General features: G+C 39.5%; 13 protein-coding genes. 9 read left to right on the top strand and 4 right to left on the bottom strand.

What is annotated here, in order from left to right; genetic code table 11:
* The first annotated feature begins 117 nt into the window (after window positions 1-117).
* From AC2117_RS14860 to AC2117_RS14845, 4 genes are all read left to right on the top strand, one after another.
* Complete coding sequence (locus tag AC2117_RS14860) at window positions 118-2160, top strand: hypothetical protein (RefSeq protein WP_133975121.1); 2043 nt, start codon at window positions 118-120, stop codon at window positions 2158-2160.
* 15 nt (window positions 2161-2175) lie between these two features.
* Window positions 2176-2901: a DUF6160 family protein gene (locus tag AC2117_RS14855; protein WP_133975120.1), complete on the top strand. Its 726-nt coding sequence runs from the start codon at window positions 2176-2178 to the stop codon at window positions 2899-2901.
* 32 nt (window positions 2902-2933) lie between these two features.
* Window positions 2934-5345, top strand: a complete 2412-nt coding sequence (locus tag AC2117_RS14850) for a DUF6160 family protein (protein WP_197730932.1) — start codon at window positions 2934-2936, stop codon at window positions 5343-5345.
* A gap of 160 nt (window positions 5346-5505) precedes the next feature.
* Window positions 5506-6459 (top strand): DUF6160 family protein, encoded by a 954-nt coding sequence (locus AC2117_RS14845; protein ID WP_133975116.1) that lies wholly within the window; start codon window positions 5506-5508, stop codon window positions 6457-6459.
* Window positions 6460-6537: 78 nt separating this feature from the next.
* Here AC2117_RS14845 and AC2117_RS14840 read toward each other — a convergent pair whose 3' ends face one another.
* Window positions 6538-7482, bottom strand: coding sequence for a tRNA dihydrouridine synthase (locus AC2117_RS14840; RefSeq protein ID WP_197730931.1), 945 nt, complete (start codon window positions 7480-7482; stop codon window positions 6538-6540).
* Between the two features lie 84 nt (window positions 7483-7566).
* A complete protein-coding gene (locus AC2117_RS14835) occupies window positions 7567-8376 on the bottom strand; it encodes an inner membrane protein YpjD (protein ID WP_133975114.1) in 810 nt (269 codons plus the stop codon).
* A 140-nt stretch (window positions 8377-8516) separates the two neighbouring features.
* Here AC2117_RS14835 and ffh point away from each other — a divergent pair, with 140 nt between their 5' ends.
* On the top strand, window positions 8517-9932 hold the full coding sequence (gene ffh / locus AC2117_RS14830; protein ID WP_075431239.1) for a signal recognition particle protein: 1416 nt from the start codon (window positions 8517-8519) through the stop codon (window positions 9930-9932).
* Between the two features lie 49 nt (window positions 9933-9981).
* Here ffh and AC2117_RS14825 read toward each other — a convergent pair whose 3' ends face one another.
* A complete protein-coding gene (locus tag AC2117_RS14825; RefSeq protein ID WP_133975112.1) occupies window positions 9982-10716 on the bottom strand; it encodes a pantothenate kinase in 735 nt (244 codons plus the stop codon).
* A 14-nt stretch (window positions 10717-10730) separates the two neighbouring features.
* Window positions 10731-11483: a biotin--[acetyl-CoA-carboxylase] ligase gene (locus tag AC2117_RS14820; RefSeq protein ID WP_133975110.1), complete on the bottom strand. Its 753-nt coding sequence runs from the start codon at window positions 11481-11483 to the stop codon at window positions 10731-10733.
* 30 nt (window positions 11484-11513) lie between these two features.
* On the opposite strand from AC2117_RS14820, the gene AC2117_RS14815 reads away from it, so the two are divergent.
* The 4 genes from AC2117_RS14815 (at window position 11514) to AC2117_RS14800 (ending at window position 17768) form a co-directional block, all read left to right on the top strand.
* Window positions 11514-12317 (top strand): sulfite exporter TauE/SafE family protein, encoded by an 804-nt coding sequence (locus AC2117_RS14815; protein WP_133975108.1) that lies wholly within the window; start codon window positions 11514-11516, stop codon window positions 12315-12317.
* A gap of 256 nt (window positions 12318-12573) precedes the next feature.
* Window positions 12574-13269: a GntR family transcriptional regulator gene (locus tag AC2117_RS14810; RefSeq protein ID WP_042896883.1), complete on the top strand. Its 696-nt coding sequence runs from the start codon at window positions 12574-12576 to the stop codon at window positions 13267-13269.
* 10 nt (window positions 13270-13279) lie between these two features.
* Complete coding sequence (smc, locus tag AC2117_RS14805) at window positions 13280-16729, top strand: chromosome segregation protein SMC (protein ID WP_133975106.1); 3450 nt, start codon at window positions 13280-13282, stop codon at window positions 16727-16729.
* 1 nt (window position 16730) lies between these two features.
* Window positions 16731-17768 carry a cell division protein ZipA C-terminal FtsZ-binding domain-containing protein gene (locus tag AC2117_RS14800; protein ID WP_133975104.1) on the top strand — a complete coding sequence of 346 codons (1038 nt, stop codon included), beginning with the start codon at window positions 16731-16733 and terminating at the stop codon, window positions 17766-17768.
* The last annotated feature ends 41 nt before the right edge of the window (window positions 17769-17809 follow it).

The raw sequence follows: 17809 nt of genomic DNA, 5'->3' as shown, positions 1-17809 counted from the left end.
ATATCTTTTAGATTTGCCTCATTGTCTAAGGTGAAAAGGATAGATTCACCAGGCATCAAGGATTGTTAAAGAAAAATAAATATGGTGCGCGGCATCGTATAAAACAGGAAGGTCAAGATGACTACACTTAATTATACGGTAAGGTTTCAAAAAACCGTTTTGGCAAGTTTAATCGGGCTTTGTATAAGCCAATCTAGCTTCGCACTCGAAGAACTTTCAGATGCGGGCTTAAGTGAAACTACAGGTGAAGGTATTGCTATCTTGCCACAGAATGCTTATATGGTATTTCGTGGCGCAGGGGCTAATGAAACCTCTAGTCAGATATTAACGGATCGTACTAAAGACACGGGTTATATCAATTATGTACCTGTTGGCCCTTTAAGTATGACAGCAGCAGATACTAATAAAAATGGTTCGGTTGATTCTGGTGATCGTGCGGTTGGTAAAGCAGATATTTTTCTTTATGGTTTAGCACTTTCTAAATCCGATAATGATACGAATAGCCGTATCGCTTCTACTGACGCGGCCGCTGCAATTTCAAGCTGGGGCACTGCCGTCAACCCATGGATTTTTAAAGTTGCGACAGAAAACTCAGTACCTAACTTTAGTGCGACAAATTGTACTGGCGCGTCCGATCCAACTTGCCAAGTCACTTATTTAGCTTTGGAAGCCCCTTTATATGAGGTTGGAACGAAGGACTCTGCCGGTATAGATGCTTATAAGCTGAAATTAGGTTTATGGTCAGATATTTTTGTCCGAAATCCAAATAAAATAAATGGTGCAGCAGACCAATTTAATTATGGCGACTCAAATGGTTTAATTGGTACCAGTACCGATGCAAGCCGTGCAAACCGTCTTCGTTTACAAGGAGTTTGGAATAACTTTAGCTTAAATGGCAGTCGTTTACAGCTTTTCCAAACATTAGGAGGCGCAACATCTGCTGGTGGAATGAGTCCTTTTTATAATGATACTTTAGGTTTGGCAGGAGTTATTCGTTTAAACAGCGGTGATGCATCTAATTTAAGAGCAACCGTTACTTCAAATACCCCAACATCTACAGTAGGGCCATGGGTAAATCGCTATAGCACCCAATATACGGGTGCGCCAAGTAATAACTCTCCAAGTTCGGACTGGTTATATCGTATTCGTAGTCAAACTACGACTGTTACTTCAACGGGCTCATGGACTGCTCCAACTGACAGTGCTATGAATAATGTTTTGCGTTTGAGTACACGTGAGTCTGGAACTACTCAAGGTAATTTGGTAACACCTGCAATTAATGGTGGAATTGCACCAACCTTTGATGCGAATGAAGGTTTATATCTCTATAACCCAAATATTAACCTTGTGTTAGGGTCTTTATATCAACCACTTGTTTTAAGCTCAGATGGTAAAAACTTTAGTTTAGAACTTGCTCGTATTCCGAATAAACCAGAAATTTATAAGAAAATTTATACAGACTATAGTGGTGCTGATACTAGCTATTTGGGCTCTACATGTAATATTTATCAATGTGGTACGAATGTAACCTTAGGTGGTAAAACTTACCAAGGTTCTAGTGCTACGCATAGTAGTATTTCAATTGGTTCAACTGTTTATAATGCTACAAATAATACTCTAGAAGCATTTAAAGGGAACAGTACGCAAGATGCGGTTGGTATTTCATTTGGTAAATTACCTACAGGCACTGTAGCAGCTATAACGCAGACTAAAAACTTCTACCAGTTGCAAAATCAAGAGCGTCGTGCAGGTAGTTATAGTTGTGGATTTTTGAACTTAAGTACTTGTTATGATACATGGCAGTACCGTACAGCAACGGGCTGGACTGGAAATGCAGGTACTGGTTTAAAATTTGACTCGCAAGGTGCTAACTGGGCTAGTATCGACAATACCTCTTATTACAACCCGACTGTAAATAATACAGGTTATACCTTAGCTGATGCTGGAAATGGGGCTCAATTTGTTGTACCAAATGGCACACCTTTACCAGATGCACTTTATAACAATGGACGTTGGTCTACCACCACGCCAAATGCAGATTTGAACACCTATAAGCTATCTGGAGCACAAATTAGCTCAGCCATTACTAATAACATGGGTTCAGCTGTAATTGATGGTGTGTTAATCCAGCATTTAAAACTGACAACTAAAGGCTTATAAGAGGAGGATAATGATATGAAAAAATTAAGTACTTTAATCCTCGCTCTTTGTGCAACGGTTACTCATGCCGAGCTGCAAACTTTAGATAATGAAGCATTGCAGGCGATTAATGGACAGGCAGGTGCTGATTTATCTTTGATGCTCAATTTAAACCAGACCAGTAATGGTATTTTTGATAATGGTAGTGGTGGTGTCTGTGAGAATGTAGAGTTTTGTCATATTGGTTTGGCGATTAACAAACGTTTTGTACAAGCAGATGCGAGTAAGCCAAGCGGTTGGGCTGAAAACAGTAATAGTGGTAATAAACTTTGGTTGGTATTTAAAGGTGTACAAGGAACTTTAAATATTCAAAAAATGGGGTTGGATGGCGCTGACTTAAAGTATCTGGATAAAAACAATACCGAAATGATTAAGCCTGCTATTCAGCTTAGTTTTAGCGCAGCACAGCCAATTTTAATTCGTAACTTTGGTTTTAATGCTTTATCAATTGAGCAAGATAACTTTACCAGCTCAACAACAGTGCAAGGGTCGAGCGCAAATATGTATGATTATGCATATTTCAAAAAGCCAACTTATGCAGCGACTGCCAATAGTGCGAACCAGCAGGTTGCTACTTCAACACCATCGGCGTATGACCATGGACGTGAAACTGGTTTTATGGGTTTGATGATGAACGGAAACTTGGCTATTCAAGGAAAAGTTATGGTCTTTAGTTGTGATGGTAGCCATCCTCGTTGTTAAGGGTTAATGTAGATTTCAAAGGAACTGAAGTGATGAAAAAAAATAAAGAAAATCACAGCTCAAAGTTTATTTTAAATACATTAACAACCAGCATGTTGTTAGTGAGTGGACAAATTTATGCTTTAGAAGCTTTAACAGATGCTGATTTGAGCGCCGTCAATGGACAAGATGGGATCTCAATACAAACGACGTTTAATGAAATCAATATTGACAATGCTTACTGGGATGACCATGCAGGTACACCTAGTAGCGCCGATCAGGTCTTAAGAGCTCAAGCAAGTGGTGTAAAAGTCCAAAAAAGTAATGCATCTAGTCAATCTTTAAGTACTAATTACCGTTTAGATGTGGGGAGTAATCCAACCACAGGTAAAACTGGACTCGACTTTTCTATGCAAAGCAGTCCATCACTCATTACTGTGAATAGTTTTAAAGTATGTAATACCTCTGCTACTTGCTCGCCGACAATGGGGCAGTTGGCTATTCAAACGACTTCCCCTCTGAATTTGGCAATTACTACTCAAGATGGACTATTTAATGCAAATAGTCAGTCAAGCATGACGCTTGGTATTAATAATGCCAATATTTATTTAGGGCAATTAGATGTTCGTAGCCAGTTAAATCAGTTAATTTTAAGAAATTTTAACTTTAACTTTGTCGGTAAAGGGGCCATGCTGATTGACCCAACTCGTGGTGTCGTTTTACAGACGAATACGGGAACAAATATTGCTGGTGTAGGGCAAACTCCGAATAGTACCTATGGCTATGTTGATTTTAACCGTGTAGCAGATTCAGCTTCCGGTTTAACTGCCGGTACATATGTAGACAGTAGCGGAAAAGTAACGAATTCAGGCCTGAATATTGAGGTCATGCTCAGTTCGAATGTAGATAAATCTAACCCTTATGCTTTAGATGCAACCAATAGTCCACAAAATGCGAAAGGTTTGATTCGTTTAGGCGCTAGCGGACGTATGGTAAATAGTTATTTACAAGTCCGTGGTGTAGATGGTACGTCAGATACAACAATATTAGGTACGGCAAATACCGCTTCGGGTACAGGTTCAAGTAATAGTATTTTAGGTAATTCTGGAATTGCCTTTCGTATGAAAGGTGAATTCACCAAAGATAATGATTCAATGCTAGGCGCAGATGGCAAAGCCACTACTTTAGAAATTGGTGGAGCGGGTCTTAATGCTTACGGTTTCGAATTTGGCAACTTAACAGGGCTTAACTCTGCTACACGCGGTTATTTCGATAGTGGAAATATATATCTAAATCTTGCGGATACAAAAACGTTATTAATGCCAAACAACGCAACCTTAAACGGAATCCGTTTAGGAGCGGGCACTTTAACAACGGCTGCCGATTATCAGCATAATATTCACCGTGATACGGTTACTAATCCATTTAGCTTGATTCTTGCGATGCGTGGTGCCGAGTTTCAAGCATTTTCAAGACGTGGTCGTTTTACAACAAGTGCGAATGTCGCTCCTGCCAATCAGTTTGCAAACAATGGTGCAAACAACCAGTGGGGCTTAGCATTACCTTTTTATAACTTAAATGCGAATGCTGCTGTATATGGTTTAGATGCGCCGGCAAATAGTGCTTATTACTATACAAAAGATGCCAATGGTAAACCTGTTCAGAATGTTGTTGCTACATCTGGAACAACTTCGCGTTTAGGTTTTGGTATTGCTGCTGGAACTACGGGACGTGATGCGACTGGAACCAAAACAACCTCAATTTTATTAATTGATGGTTCTTCAAATGCCAATAATGCGGGTAATCCAACTGACTATTATATGGGGTTACGTAATATTGATATGTTCCTCAAAGGCAATGGAAGCATTGGCTTAGAAAATGGCAGTCTTAATATTAGTTTAAAAGAGATGCTACTTGCTTTATCAACTGAAATTGCAGCAGGGTATCTACCAGGGGCAAAATATAAAACTTGTCCAGCTACAGGTTCATGTACTTCACCTGTTGATAATTTCGCAAAAAATAATGATGTCTTATTTGGTCTAAAACTGCGTTTAGGCGGAGATCTTAACTTATCAATTGTACCAAACAGTTCAATTGCAGATGGTAGTGCTTTAACTGTACTCGGCGATTTCACGATGCCTGCCACAGCAACTGGAAATACAGTCCAGATTAGTGATCCGATCGATGGCTCTGCAATTGGCTTTGATAATATTACAGGAAAGCTTGCGTTTAATTCTGCTTTGGTTGTTGGCAAAGATACCGCAAGTGGTTTAGGTAAAGTCGGCGTAAATACAGCAGTTTATTTCAACCCTGATAAGAGTATTGACGGCGCATTACGTGTGAAAGATATTAACTTCTATCCGCCATCAACTGGTGCAGGTGCACGTTTAGGCGAGCTTGCCATTACTGGTGGACGTTTAAATAGTAGCTTTAGTATTGTGCCAAGAAATGGTGCTTTTAACTAATCCAAAAAGTGACGATTATCGTCACTTTTTTATATAAATTTTATTTTAGTGTGATTGGATTTACATTCGTCGGGTTATAGGGATAATTGCTTTGTACTTGAATATTATTCTGATAGTCTGAACAAATAATAAGCGTTTGTCTCTTAAGGATTAGAGCGACATGAAGAATAAAAATATAGGGTGTTGGTTGTTACTTGCCAGTAGTTCAAGTGTTTTTGCAATGCAGCCTTTGGATGATCAAAGTCTTGCGGCAACGACAGGCCAAAATGGTTTAACTTTAGGTATTCAAGCCGATAAAGTCCAATTTAATCAAGTTGCACTCATTGATACAAATGGTATTGCTTCAACTTCATATAATAGTAAGGCTGGTTTTGTCATTGCAGGGAATTCTACTAATCCAGTTCCCGGCATTGAATTTATTAAAGCTGCGATATCTAGTAATCCTTCTTTTAATATCGTAATGGATACTGATGCAGGCGGTGGAAATCCTTTTTTAAATTTAGCTGTATCTATGGGAAGTGATGTAAATGGTATTCGACTTTTACCATTTTCAGTCTATATGGCTCCAAGTGCATCTTTATCTAGTCTATCCAATTATGCATTAACGAGTTATGCACCAAAATCAATTTTTAGTTCGGGAACAACCGTAAATACGGGTGTAAAAGAACTAATCCGTTCTACTGGAAATCTAGATATTAACTTTGTACAAACCAATAAACCTCGTTTAAATATCCAGCTTGGTCATGCGGCTCAATCAGTGATGGTTAAATTTGGTGGGGCAATTCAATCTATTTGTTCTGCTGCTGCGGGTTGTCCAATTACTTTGGTGTCCGATAACACTGGGGCAACATTTGGTTTTAAATTTGCAGGAACGAATGCTTCAACAGGTTTTATGCTTGATGGTTTTTATGCTGGCGTTGATCCAACAGGATTAACTTTTGGTAATAACGGCGTGTCGAGTAAGTTCGATGCTTCACTTAACAATGTCACTTTAGGAAATATGGGAACCCAAAGTACAACGACATTTAATAATTTGCCTAATGGTTCTATGGGGAGTTTTGGTATTACTGGGGCGTCAGTGACTGACTTAAAAATGAAAGTCAGTGGCTTTTAGAAAAAATAATAACTTAACCTGAAATACGAAAGAGGGCGGTCGTGAAAACAATCGCCCTCTTTTTATAACTATACTACATTAAATGTTTTCTGATCTGGTGTGTTCTAGCTGTTGAACAATTTCATCTAAAGCTTTAATACGTTTCACTTGGTCCCATAAGTTTTTAGCTTGGGGGTAGGCTTTCGTCATCATGCCTAACCATTGTTTATAACGACCAACCATACCAATTTCTGTTTTTGCTTGACCGTTTAAAAAGCGAATTTGTAAGTCAACCAGTTGTTCCCAACTGAATAATGCCTCATTCCTATTTTCACGAATGCATTGTGTTAAGTCGGGGGTCGTCACAGCACCACGCCCGATCATTAAATCTTCACAGCCAGATTGTTGCTGACAGGCTTTAGCATCAGCATTGGTCCAGATTTCACCGTTGGCAATTACATTAATTTTTAAAGCTTCTTTAATGGGCAGAATTTTTTCCCAATAAGCAGGCGGAGTGTAACCATCTGCTTTAGTACGGGCGTGAACTGTCAACCAACTTGCACCAGCATCTTCAACAGCATGGGCATTTTCCATGGTGTGATTTTCATCTAGATAACCTAAACGCATTTTTGCTGAAACAGGAATATGCGGAGGTACCGCATCCCTAACTGCTTTAATTAGCATATGTACAACATCAGGTTCATCAAGAAGAACAGAGCCGCCTCGGTGTCGGTTTACAGTTTTTGCGGGACAACCGAAATTTAGATCAATTGCTGGCGCACCAAGCTCAACAACTTTCGCTGCATTTGCTGCCAGCATATCTGGATTATTCCCTAAGAACTGGACATGGACAGGTGTACCAGCTGCTGTTTTACCGTCATTTTTTAATTCTGGACAAAAACTATAGTAAATATGATCTGGCAAAATACTGTCTGTAACTCGAATAAACTCGGTCACACACCAGTCGAAATGACCAACAGATGTGAGTGTATCCCGCATGATCGGGTCAGTTAAACCTTCCATTGGAGCGAGTATGAGTTTCACAGTCTGTGCCACCTGAGCAAAAAGAAAACAGCGTTATACGGGATATGTATAACGCTGTCTAGTATCGATGAAATTTTAATTTATTTAACGACCCAAAATCATTTCAAGCACAAATTTACTACCAATAAAACCAATCGCTAAAAGTACAAAGCCGATTAACGTAAAACGAATAGCTTTCTGACCTCGCCATCCGAGTTTGTAATGGCCGATCAATAATGATCCGTAGATAAACCAGGAAATAATACTAAATACGGTTTTATGAGCGAGGTGCTGTGCAAAGAAGCTATCGACAGTTAAGAAACCAAAAGCGAGTGCAATTGTTAATAGAATAAAACCAGTAATGATGAGGTCAAATAATAAAGACTCCATCGCCTGAATTGATGGCAGTAAATTGACCCAAAAGCGTTTTTTTTGTTTCTTTTTGAGTTCACGATTTTGGAACCAGAGCAAAATAGCGTGAATGGTTGCCATCAGTAAAACTGCATAGGCTGATAAAGAAAGAATGATATGGGTATCAAGGCCTAGGGAATGTTGTTCAATAAATTGATCGGGTCGGCTGAATCCAAAACCTAAAATCAGGCCAATAGCCGCTACAGGAATGCCTAACAAGTTTAACGGTACAATAGGCCGAAAAATACTAAAAATTAGACTTAACAACAACATAAGCCACGATGTAAAAGATACTAAATTAAAAACATCGTAGTTAATTCCGGCTGGTGTCAGCATGGCATGGCATAGAACCGTACCGTGCAACAGGAGTGCCAAAGTTGCAACAAGAGCAAATAACCATGGGTTTGGTTCACGTTTTGACATTAAACGAATGAACAGATACCAGAAAGAAGTGGTATATGCGATGAGTGCCAAAATTGTGTAAACCAAGGGGAGGCTAATCATGTCAAACCTTTTTCAGGATTAATTCATCTATATAAGATATAAATTCGCTGCGAACTAAAGTATCCTATAGCATTCTATGCATAAATTTTCTATTTCGAGAAAGATTTTTTTGCAACTAGCCATTTTAAGCGGATTTTGCAATGTTTGATACCTTAACAGAACGACTCACACAGAGTTTAAGAAATGTTACTGGCTCAGGGCAGCTGACCGAAGACAATATTAAAGATACCTTACGTGAAGTACGTATGGCACTTCTTGAAGCCGATGTCGCGTTACCTGTAACTCGTGAATTTATCGCGAAAGTTAAGGAAGAGGCATTGGGCCAAGAAGTGATGACTCAGTTATCACCAGGCCAGGCATTTGTAAAAATTGTCTATGACGAACTCACCAAGATGATGGGTGAGGCGAATGAAACACTTGATTTAAGTGCTAAGCCTCCCGTTGTTGTATTACTTGCTGGTTTACAAGGTGCGGGTAAAACGACAACTGCCGCTAAGTTGGCACGTTTCTTAAAAGAACGTCAAAAGAAAAAAGTAATGACGGTTTCTGCCGACGTTTACCGTCCAGCAGCGATCAAGCAGTTAGAAACTGTGTCAGCAGAAGTTGGTGCAGGCTTTATTCCTTCAGATGCTTCTGAAAAGCCAATTGATATCGTTAATCGTGCAATTGAACAGGCAAAAATCCAATTTGCTGATGTCTTGATTGTCGATACAGCAGGTCGTTTACATGTCGATGAAGACATGATGGACGAAATTAAAGCATTACATGCAGCTGTTAAGCCGACTGAAACTTTGTTTGTGGTTGATGCCATGACAGGTCAGGATGCGGCAAACACAGCTAAAGCCTTTAATGATGCATTGGCTCTTACAGGTGTCATCCTCACTAAAACTGATGGTGATGCACGTGGTGGTGCGGCGCTTTCAGTTCGTGCAATTACCGGTAAGCCAATCAAGTTCTTGGGTATGGGTGAAAAACTCGATGCTTTAGAACCATTCCATCCGGATCGTGTTGCCCAACGTATTTTAGGTATGGGTGATGTACTTTCTTTAGTCGAAGAAGTTGAACGTAAAATCGACAAAGAAAAAGCCGAGAAAATGGCTAAAAAATTGCAAAAAGGCGGCAGCTTCAATTTTGAAGATATGCTGATGCAATTTGAGCAAATGAATAAAATGGGCGGCATGATGGGCTTCTTGGATAAGTTGCCTGGCATGAGCGGTGCAGGAATTCAGCAAGCGATTGAGCAAGCGAATCCTGAAAAACAGGTCAAGAAAATGGAAGCCATTATCCAGTCTATGACCGTTAAAGAACGCCGTAATCCGGACCTTATGAACCCAAGCCGTAAAAAACGTATTGCTGCGGGTTGTGGTATGGATGTTGCTGAAGTGAATAAACTCATTAAGCAACAAGCACAAATGGCTAAAATGATGAAGAAGTTTGCGAATCCATCGGGTATGAGCAAAATGATGCGTTCATTAGGCAATATGCAAAAACAATTTGGCGGCGGCGGCGGTGGCGGAATGGGTCCACTCTTTGGCAACAATGACCAAAAGAAATAAACTTATAAAATAAAAGGCGCATATAGCGCCTTTTATTTTGTCCTATATTTTAGTCTTTAGGATAATGAGTAATATATTGTTGTAAGCCTTTGAGCAAAAGATCTGTTTCTACAACAGGATCATATTTTTTCAAGAACTTGGCAAAAACAAATGCATCCCCACCCGTAAGAAGCAGTTTTTTCGGAGATTGCTGCATAATATTTTCGATAGTACTAATAAGGCCTAACAAAATACCGTGATGGACTGCATCTACGGTGTTATTACCAGGGTTTAGATTATCAAAAGCTGAGTCTGGAATTTTAATGCCTTTTGTATTTTGAATGAGTGCATCGCGCTGCAAATAAAGATTGGGTAAAATGTACCCGCCTAAATGTTGTTTGCCTTGCGTTAAATCAATCGTGAGCGCTGTTCCACATCCAATAATACAATAGTTTTCATTAGCCTGAGCCACAGCGAGTACTTGTAACCAACGGTCAATCCCGAGCTGACTCGGTACCTCATAGCCACACTTTAACTCAGCATATTCAGCATGAACCTTTGCAAAAACAACTGGAATTTCAAGCCATTTTAGAATTTGCTCAATACGCTGATTATTTTCGCTATCTAAGACTGATGACACCCCAATGCGATGCAGTCCTTGATGCTTAAAATGTTGAATTAACCCAAGTAACAAATCGGCAGGCGATTGCAAATGCAGTTCTGCAGCATGCTCAATAGTTTGGTGATTTTCAGTAATCCAGTATTTTAAACGAGTGTTTCCGATATCGAGCCATAAACTTTTCATGGAGAAACACCTGTTTATTGATTAGTTTGTGGTCTTAAACGACCTTGATAAAACTGTTGAGGCTCTGGCGTTTCAAGTATGACGGCTCCATCATTAGAAATTCCAACAAAACGGCCTTCTACTAATCCTTGGCTATGTTCAAATTGCACGAATTGATTAATCCATGCAGCATGATGATTAAAACGACCTGCCAAGTTGTAGCAACCGTGATCAAACCAGCGAGCTGCATTTTGAATAGCGACATATAGCTCTGAAATGAGTTCAAGGCGGTTGTTTTGCTCTAAACCTAAGTCTTCTAAAGAGGTAATTGGCTGGTCACTGTCGGTTACTGGTGGCATTTTTAAATTAATGCCCACACCTACAATAGCCTGATGTTGGGAAAGTGGCTCAACTAAAATTCCACCCCATTTACCCTGCGCACTATACAAATCATTTGGCCATTTCACTTGTAATCTTAGCGTCTGTAATTGCGGGATTTGTAAAATATTTAGAGCAACTTCAAGTGCTAAACGACCATCTAAGGGTGTTCGAGTTTGCACCAATGTGCTTAAATAAATGTTCCCTTCAGGCGAAATCCATTGCCGTTGATGTTGACCTCGCCCTTGAGTTTGTTGAGTACTGCAAACCAAGCCTGTTGTAATGCCTTTTTGGGCAATTTCACGAATATCATCATTGGTCGAAGTTGTGGTTGCTTTTAATAAAACCACTTCTGGAAGCTGGTTTTTTGCGTTTAAAAGTTGTTGTAATTGGCGAGTCTCTAAATCCATGTCGAATATGAGCAGAGTGGTAAAACATTTATGGAGTTAATCATATATTTACTCATTGGCGCAATTGCTGGTTTTACTGCCGGATTGTTTGGTGTTGGTGGTGGTTTAATTATTGTACCAATCCTCTATGTCGTTTTTACCCAGTTACACTATGACCCTGCAGTGATCATGCACATTGCAGTAGGAACTTCACTTGCAACCATTATCGTGACGTCTTTTAGCTCGGTTTCCGCCCATCATAAAAAGGGAGCCGTACTCTGGCCTGTTTTTCGTAATTTAGCGCCCGGATTGATTATTGGTTCATTTTTGGGTGCTGGTATTGCAGACCTGATGTCGGGTCAACATTTGCAACTCCTGATTGGTATTTTTGCCGTTTTCATGGCTTATCGTATGTTTAAGGGTGCTCATGTTATGGTTGATCCAAACAGCAAGCTTCCTTCGACATCAATGCAATTTATGGCTGGTGGCGGTATTGGAGTTGCTTCAGCAATTTTTGGAATTGGGGGCGGTAGCCTAACCGTACCGTATTTGAACCGTCATGGCGTGGTTATGCAAAAAGCAGTCGCAACTTCTGCTGCGTGTGGTTTACCCATTGCTATTGCTGGCGCAATTGGCTTCATGTGGTTTGGTGCAAAAGAACAAATTTCAGTACCTAACACGATTGGTTATGTACATATCTATGCTTTTATCGGCATTAGTGTTATGAGTTTTATTACAGCCAAGTTTGGAGCAAAAGTCGCTCATGCATTGTCACCGCAAATGTTAAAAAAATGCTTTGCCTGTTTGTTAGTCGTGGTGGGTAGTTATTTTATTTATAAAGGGATTACACACTAAAGAATAAAATATTAATCTGGCCAATACTCCAATGTAAGAGCTTGAATTTTTAGAAATTCGAGTTTTTTTTATTAAATAATATAAGCACATTCGAGGTTTTTATTCATCCGATTTTGGTGTTGTTTTTAAATGGGTTGGCTTAAAATGCAATGAAATTGTCAGACAATGACATAGTTTTTAATCGATGGGATCAGTTAAAAACAAGGATGCGAAAGAAAAGCATGGATTAATGCATATAAAAAGTAGCGGGTGATTTATGAATCTCGAAGAGACAGAAAGTCTTTCTGAGCAAATTGTCAAATATATTAGCGAACAGATCATTAGTGGCGAGCTGGTTGAAGGTGAGCGTATTCAAGAGCTACGTATTGCTAAAGAGCTTGACGTGAGCCGAGGATCAGTTCGTGAAGCATTGTTATTATTAGAGCGTACTCATTTAATTGAGATCTTTCCACGCCGTGGGGCAATTGTTTCAGAAATGTCTGCACAGCAGGTTAAAGCACTGTTTGACACAAATATGATGTTATTGGGGCATATTGTTCAACGAATAAGTGAAACATGGCGCGCACATGAAGCAGACCAATTACAGTTGTTATTAGAGCAACTTCTTGAGCATGTAAAAGCGGGTGATATCGAAAAATTTTATGACGGTGTTTTCCAATATCTAGCTGAACAGCAAGATATGGTCGGAAATCCTTATCTAATGAAGTTCTATAAAGAGCTGTTGCCTTCATTACGTCGTAGCTATTTTTTGACCTTAAATACCTCTAAGCGGGAACTGCAAGAAGCATTTGCTTTATTTAAACTCGTGACTGATGCAATTTTGATCCGAAAATCACAACAAGCCGCTTTATTTATGGAAGATTTTTGTCGACACTTACGCAACCTTGTGTTGGAATCGCTGACACGAATGAAACAGATTGAATTGGCTTGGGCAAGACGCTCACGCCGCTAGTTAGGGCATTATGCGTTTAAGCAGTTTAAAACTTTCCGGCTTTAAATCTTTTGCAGATAGTACAACTTTAAATTTTAAGGCTAACCGCACAGCAGTGGTTGGTCCAAATGGTTGTGGCAAATCAAATGTAATTGACGCCATTCGTTGGGTGATGGGTGAATCAAATGCTCGTCAATTGCGTGGTGGTAGCATGCAAGATGTTATTTTCACAGGTACAGCCAAGCGTAAGCCTGTTGGCGTGGCCAGTGTAGAGCTTCGTTTTGATAATACTTATGGCAAGTTAGGTGGATCCTATAATGCTTATAATGAGTTAGCTGTTCGTCGTCAGGTTACCCGTGAAGGTAAGTCAGAATATTTTTTAAATGGCACACGTTGCCGCCGTCGTGATATTACCGATATTTTCTTAGGAACAGGATTGGGGCCACGTTCTTATGCGGTGATTGAACAAGGCATGATTAACCGTCTGGTTGAGGCAAAACCAGAAGAAATGCGCATCTTTATTGAAGAGGCTGCTGGTGTTTCTCGCTATCAGGCACGTCGCCGTGAAACTTTGCAACACCTTGAACATACAGTGCAAAATCTTTCACGTTTAGAAGATATTGCCCTAGAGTTAAAATCGCAGCTTAAGACGCTTAAGCGCCAATCGGAAGCGGCTGTTCAATATAAAAATTTAGAAAGTCAGATCCGCACCTTAAAAATTGAAATTTTGTCTTTTCAGGCAGATAAAAGCGTACGCTTACAAGAAGAATATACAGTTCAAATGAGTGAGTTGAGCGAGACCTTTAAATTGGTTCGTTCAGAGTTAAGTACCATTGAGCATGATTTAGAAGCGACCAGTGCTTTATTTCAGCGTTTAATTCAGCAATCTTCACCATTGCAACAAGAATGGCAACAAGCCGAAAAGAAACTGTCTGAACTTAAAATGACACTGGAACAAAAACAGAGTTTATACCAGCAAAACAGTACGACTCTGGTTCAATTAGAACAGCAAAAATTCCAAACTAAAGAACGTTTACAGCTTTCCGAACTACAGCTTGAAACGTTGAATAATCAGCTAGATGAACAAACTGAAGCCTTAACTGCAATTGAACATACTGCCACGGAAGCTGAGCAAAATTTTGCTGATTTACAAGCACAACAGCGACAAGCACAGCAACAGTTTGAGCAGTTAAAATCTCAAGTTGAAAAACAACAGCAGCAAAAAATGCAGATGTCTGCTCAAATTGAGCAATTGGGTAAAAATGTTTTAAGAATTGAGCAGCAAAAAGAAACCTTACAACATCAAGCAAGTCAGATTCAATCGCATGTTCATGAAGATGAGCAGGGTGAACTTGAACAATTACAAAAGCAGCTTTGCAGTGAAATTGCGGCGCTTGAAGCTGAAATTGAGCAGTTATCACAGCATTCGGAGCAGTCTCAACAGCAACATCAAGCAAGTAAAAATCAGCAGCAAACTCTGAAAACAGAAATACAGGTTTTGTTATCTGAACAGAAAAATTTAAATCAGCTCGTCGCAAAACAAAGTCCGAAACAGCATCAAGATACGCTACGCTTAATGCAGGCTTTGCAGTTAACAGAACAAGGTAAACCACACGCACAGATTATTGAAAAATTTTTAGCAAAATGGTTGCAAGCTCATATTCTTGAGACCGAACAAGTTTTTCAAGAAGGCATTTCACGTCAATTAAAGCCATCAGAGCAAACTAGTGAATTTGTGGTCGGTCTACCTTGCTTAAATGAATGGATTGCATCTCCACTGCTATCAATCTTTTCGAATGTGGCTATTGCAGAAAATTTGACTCAAGCATTGAATGTTCAAAAAGAATTAAAATATGGACAGTCTATTCTGACTTTAGATGGTTATCATGTCGGACAGGATTGGGTCATTGCTCTTATGTATGATGACGAGAGTCAGAGTGCCCAAGGCATGCTCAGTCATCGCATTCGTCTAAATGAAATTGAACAAGCACTTGAAAAACAGCAACCCGCATTACAAGCATTAGATCAAATTTTAGTTCAGCAAAAAGATGATTTAGGGCAGTTGCAGACTGACGTGCAACAGAAGCAGCAAGTTGTTAAACATAAACAAAAAGACTTACAACAGCTTGATGTGCAAATTGCTAAACAGCAAACAGCGGCACAAGCATTTTTACTCCAAAAACAGCAATTAAAAGATCAATTAGCTCAGTTAGACATGCAGCTTGAAGAAGATGCAATGCAAAAAGATGATCTCGAGATTGATTTACATGCACTAGCTATCAAACTTGAAACCATTTTACCTGACTATAAAACTTTGCAATTTCGGGTAGAAGAGTTAACAGAGCAGCTAGAAGAACAACAACAAGCCCTGCAACATCAGCAACAAGAACGCGAAATTTTACGCCGTAATAGTACGCAAACGACTCAACAGATTGAGTTGCTTGAAAAAGATATTTCATTTTTGCACAGCCAATACCAGCAAATTGCGGCACAAATGGAACAGGCGAAAAAATTTGTTGATCCAATTCAATTAGAGTTGCCAAATCTTGAGTCAGAATTTCAGCAACAATTTGCTCAAACTGAAAAATTGCAAAAGAATTGGAATGAATGGCAGCTTGAATTAAATAGTGTGCAGGAAAAACAACAAACACTGACTGATCAGCGTCATCAATACCAACAAAAAGATGAACAACTCAGAGAACAACTTGAAGCAAAACGTTTGGCATGGCAAGCTGCTAAGTCTGATCGTGAACATTATCAGGAACAGCTTAAAGAATTAAATGCCGAGATTCAGAGCGGCCTACAAATTGATTTAGTTCAACATCAACAAAAGTTAGAAAAAGCTCAGCAGCAATTTGAAAAAATAGGCGCAGTTAACCTTGCTGCATCTCAAGAGTTTGAAGAAGTTTCTCAACGCTTTGATGAGTTGAGCCACCAGATTCAAGATCTGGAAAATACGGTGACTCAATTAAAAGATGCGATGAAAAGTATTGATCAGGAAACGCGTAAGTTGTTTATGACAACCTTTGATCAGATTAATGAAGAGTTGCAAAATCTGTTTCCAAAGGTCTTTAATGGTGGTGAAGCAAGTTTAAGCCTTGAAGATGACTGGCAATCCGGTGTTAAGCTGATGGCAAGACCACCGGGTAAGAAAAACAGTTCTCTAGCATTACTTTCCGGTGGAGAGAAGGCTTTAACAGCATTAGCATTGGTATTTGCTATTTTTAGATTAAATCCGGCCCCGTTCTGTGTATTAGATGAAGTGGACGCTCCACTCGACGATGCGAATGTTCAGAGATATTGTAATTTGGTAAAAGAGCTTTCTGAACATGTACAATTCATTTACATTACACATAATAAGCTGGCGATGACCATGGCAACTGATTTGTTAGGTGTGACCATGCCTGAACCAGGTACATCAAAATTAGTCACTGTCGATTTAGAACAGGCAAAAGAATACGGGTTAGTTTCGGAGTCATAGAATGGAAATCAATACGATTATTGGCATCGTTGTTGCCATTGTTATTATGCTAATTGGCTTAAAAATGATTTTAAAAAAGCCAAACCACGCTGAACCCTCATTAGACAGTGATTTGCACATTAATCCTGATAGTAATCAACCGGTTATACCTCGTCATGTGCGAGATCAGCTTGAGCAAACTGAAGCAGAAGTTGCGACTACTGTTGCAGAACGGGTAGAGCCGACTTTAAATGAGTCAGTACAACCACAAGTCAGTGAAACAAAACAAACAGAAATATCAGCTGTAGAACCAGCTACAACAACTCCATTAGAGCAAACTCAAGCATTGGTTGAAAAGGCTTCTGAAGACGAAATCAAATCTGAAAAAGCTGTAATAAGCTCTACCATTAACGCTGATAGTTCAGTTGAATTAGCTGATACAGTTTCGGTTAAATCAGAAGTTGAAACTTTGTCAGCAGAAAACTTGGAGCCTGAGAGTGAAAAGGCTGAGTTGAGTTTGAATCCAAATATTGAAACTGCCGAAATTGCTGAATTTGAAGGCGAGAGTAATATTCTGGATGTTCATTTACATGAACAGCAACGTTATGATGATGAAAGTGCATTAGCGGTGGCGGAACAGATTATTGCGTTAAATGTCTATCCGAACCCTCGTCGCGCATTGTCTGGCGATAAAGCACTTAAAGTATTGTTAAAATATGGTTTACGTTATGGCGAAATGTCATGTTTCCATCGCTATGAAAATACTGATGAGCCGAGCGTACTTATGTTTTCAGTACTGCGCATGACAGACAATGGACCAGCTGGGTTTGATCTTGAAACCTTATCTAGTGAACAAGTTCAAGGGTTGGCATTCTTCCTTGCGCTTCCAAACAGTAAAGCGGTTACTGGTTTTGACATGATGGCGAGTATTGCCGGTTTAATTGCTCGCGAAATTGACGGCAAAGTTTATGATGAAAATAATCTTGAATTTACACCACAGTTAAAAGAGCACTGGCGTCATCATGTGATTGATTATCGTCCGGCACATGCGACTGCCTAGTTTTAATTTTTTACGTTCGTTGCGATAATTGCAACCAATCT

The sequence above is a fragment of the Acinetobacter calcoaceticus genome, assembly GCF_900520355.1.
GTDB classification, from domain to species: Bacteria; Pseudomonadota; Gammaproteobacteria; order Pseudomonadales; family Moraxellaceae; genus Acinetobacter; species Acinetobacter calcoaceticus_C.
This window is presented reverse-complemented; position numbering and strand designations above follow the sequence as displayed.

Excerpts from the sequence above, each read along its gene's own strand:
- AC2117_RS14860 (WP_133975121.1), top strand. The coding sequence starts at position 118 with ATGACTACACTTAATTATACGGTAAGGTTTCAAAAAACCGTTTTGGCA.
- AC2117_RS14855 (WP_133975120.1), top strand. The coding sequence starts at position 2,176 with ATGAAAAAATTAAGTACTTTAATCCTCGCTCTTTGTGCAACGGTTACT.
- AC2117_RS14850 (WP_197730932.1), top strand. The coding sequence starts at position 2,934 with ATGAAAAAAAATAAAGAAAATCACAGCTCAAAGTTTATTTTAAATACA.
- AC2117_RS14845 (WP_133975116.1), top strand. The coding sequence starts at position 5,506 with ATGAAGAATAAAAATATAGGGTGTTGGTTGTTACTTGCCAGTAGTTCA.
- AC2117_RS14835 (WP_133975114.1), bottom strand. The coding sequence starts at position 8,376 with ATGATTAGCCTCCCCTTGGTTTACACAATTTTGGCACTCATCGCATAT.
- ffh (WP_075431239.1), top strand. The coding sequence starts at position 8,517 with ATGTTTGATACCTTAACAGAACGACTCACACAGAGTTTAAGAAATGTT.
- AC2117_RS14825 (WP_133975112.1), bottom strand. The coding sequence starts at position 10,716 with ATGAAAAGTTTATGGCTCGATATCGGAAACACTCGTTTAAAATACTGG.
- AC2117_RS14820 (WP_133975110.1), bottom strand. The coding sequence starts at position 11,483 with ATGGATTTAGAGACTCGCCAATTACAACAACTTTTAAACGCAAAAAAC.
- AC2117_RS14815 (WP_133975108.1), top strand. The coding sequence starts at position 11,514 with ATGGAGTTAATCATATATTTACTCATTGGCGCAATTGCTGGTTTTACT.
- AC2117_RS14810 (WP_042896883.1), top strand. The coding sequence starts at position 12,574 with ATGAATCTCGAAGAGACAGAAAGTCTTTCTGAGCAAATTGTCAAATAT.
- smc (WP_133975106.1), top strand. The coding sequence starts at position 13,280 with ATGCGTTTAAGCAGTTTAAAACTTTCCGGCTTTAAATCTTTTGCAGAT.
- AC2117_RS14800 (WP_133975104.1), top strand. The coding sequence starts at position 16,731 with ATGGAAATCAATACGATTATTGGCATCGTTGTTGCCATTGTTATTATG.